The sequence below is a fragment of the Paenarthrobacter sp. CM16 genome (genome assembly GCF_013179505.1).
Lineage (GTDB): Bacteria > Actinomycetota > Actinomycetes > Actinomycetales > Micrococcaceae > Arthrobacter.
On sequence record NZ_JABMCX010000472.1, the window covers coordinates 1 to 2,260 of the forward strand.

Consider the following 2,260-nt stretch of genomic DNA (forward strand, 5'->3'; position numbering starts at 1 on the left):
GCCTCCGTCACCCGGATCCGGCTGTTTCCGCCCTTGCTCCCGGTACTCATGACCATGGTCCTGACGTCATGGCCGGCGTCGGACAACTTCGCAAGAGTGGCACCACAAGCCAGTTCCAAATCATCAGGATGCGCGCCGATGGCAAGTACCCTTCGTGGCTGGGAGGCCATCTTGGAGCGGATCCGGAACGCCGGAGCGACGAGGCACGCAACGATCAGTGCTGCGCCTGCAAGCACAACGACAGTGTTCAACCACGGCGGATGGGGCCCTCCGACAGCACACCCCGCCAAGGCCAGCAGCAGCAAAGTTCCCAAGGCCGCCAGCGTCAAGCGGAGCCGATGCGGGGAACTGAACTTCCGCACGAACCAGTCCCGACCAGTTGGAACCACAGCCCAAACTGCCACCAGAACCGCCAACAAACCGGCAACGGCGCACAGCGTTGCTTCCATAATGCCCCCATAGTGCGTAGCGAATGAGCACGGTTCCCATCTCCGGAGACCGCTGTAGAAGTAGTGAGCAGGGAGGAAAGTTCGTGACGCCACCTCACCAATCCGATGAGTAGCGGTACTCAAACTCGCCCGGGGACATACCGCTCCCCCTCAGCGAGTACTTCAAGACGCCATCGGTCTGTCGTCTGGATTGCACGGTCACATGAAAGTGCAAATCGCGACGCTGGACCGAATCCGTAATGCAGGTGACCTCGGTGCTACCGGCCAGGGAACACGACCATCCATCCGGTGCCTTGATGGAACTCTCCACGATCCGCGAATCCCTGCTCACTGCAAACACCGCTGTTCCTGCGCCCAAGGGCCGGGTTCCTGAGGCACTGAAATCGATTTCCATTTCGGTGCCACGGAAGTAGCTTCTATCAGTTCGCCTGGCGGTGCCGATGACCTGCACCGGCGCCGAAACCGAGGGAACCGCCGAAGGCGTTGCAGTAGTTGTTCCGGGAGCGGATGTGGGAACTGGATCCGGCTCGGGAACCGTCGGCGCCACTGGCTCTGTTGAGGGCTCCTTTGTAGGCTCCGTTGACGGCTCCGGTAGTGGTATCGAAGGGACAGTTTCCACAGGCTCAGGCTGAACCGGAGGAGACGGGTCAGGGTCCGGAATGCTGCTGAGGGAAGGTGACGGCGTCACCGGCACTGGAGTTTTTCCCATCAGCGGCGCCCCGGTTTCAACGGCACGCTCTTCCATATAGGCGTCAGGGGTCAGGTGATCCACTATTCCCACTGCTCCTAGGGCCAGTCCCACGCTGGCTGCGGCAATGACAGCCATCACGGCAGGTTTAGCAAGGGCAGGAACGGCCATCACCGCCTTCGCCGGCGCCATCCCGCCGAGGATGCCAAGTCCGCCGCCTTTGACCGCCCACGCGGCCACTGGAATGCCAGTCACCAGCGGAAGAAGCACCGCCCTCATGCTGGTCTCGACGTCCTTCAGTTCCGCAAGGGCTGCCGTGCACTTGGAGCAGCCATTCAGATGCTCGCGAACTTTGCGCTCCGTAGTACTGGAGAGCCCACCCCGGAGGTAGCTGCCCAGTTTTGTCACAAAAGTGGCACATCCATCATCAGGCTGTTCGGCGATATGGAACTGAAGGTAGTGCCGCCTCAGGCCCTCGCGCGCGCGCAGCGCGAGCGCCGAAACGGCATTGGCAGAAAGACCAAGAATCGGAGCAGCGGCCGCAGGCTTCATTCGCTCAACGTCCAGGTACCACAGCACGGCCTGCCAGCGCTCCGGCAGGGCGCGGAAGGCTTTGGCCACGGTCTCTGATTCGAAGGCGCTGACTGCAGAATCGGAGTTTGCCAATGTCTGGTCCAGGACAGATTCCTCGCTGCTTGGCAGGACCTTGCTGGCTTTTCGGTTGCGCTGGTGGGACAGCCGGGTGACGGTGGACAGCAAATACGCCCGGAAAAAAGTATCCGGCCCTTTGCCTGCCACCAAGCTTTGCAGCACGGACTGAAACGCCTCAGCAACCACGTCCTCGGCATCGCTCGGATTGTCCACGTTGCGCTTGGCTACAGTGGAGGCGATGGAAAAATGGCGCTCGTAGAGTCCATCGAAAGCGGACATCTCACCGGCACGGACCAGCCCAATAAGGTGTCCGTCGCTATCTACATCGACGTCCACTTGTGACCTTCGTGCCATCTAAGGCGCCCCCAAACCGTAAGTAATCGTGCCCATATATATTCAGTGGGGGTAGGCAGCAAGACGTGACGCCATTTATACACTGTCTTTAGCAACGATTTTTGTGGTTCGCTTCGTC

2 protein-coding genes are annotated in these 2,260 nt (G+C 60.5%); both read right to left on the minus strand.

Annotation, left to right across the window (positions count from 1 at the left end; translation table 11 throughout):
* Positions 1-449: PIG-L deacetylase family protein (locus HP499_RS23570; RefSeq protein WP_172326467.1), on the minus strand; the 449-nt coding region annotated here is incomplete at its 3' end.
* 94 nt (positions 450-543) lie between these two features.
* A complete protein-coding gene (locus HP499_RS23575) occupies positions 544-2,142 on the minus strand; it encodes a sigma-70 family RNA polymerase sigma factor (RefSeq protein ID WP_172326468.1) in 1,599 nt (532 codons plus the stop codon).
* Positions 2,143-2,260: the final 118 nt, after the last annotated feature.

Coding starts and splice junctions, on each gene's coding strand:
- HP499_RS23575 (WP_172326468.1), bottom strand. CDS start 2,142: ATGGCACGAAGGTCACAAGTGGACGTCGATGTAGATAGCGACGGACAC.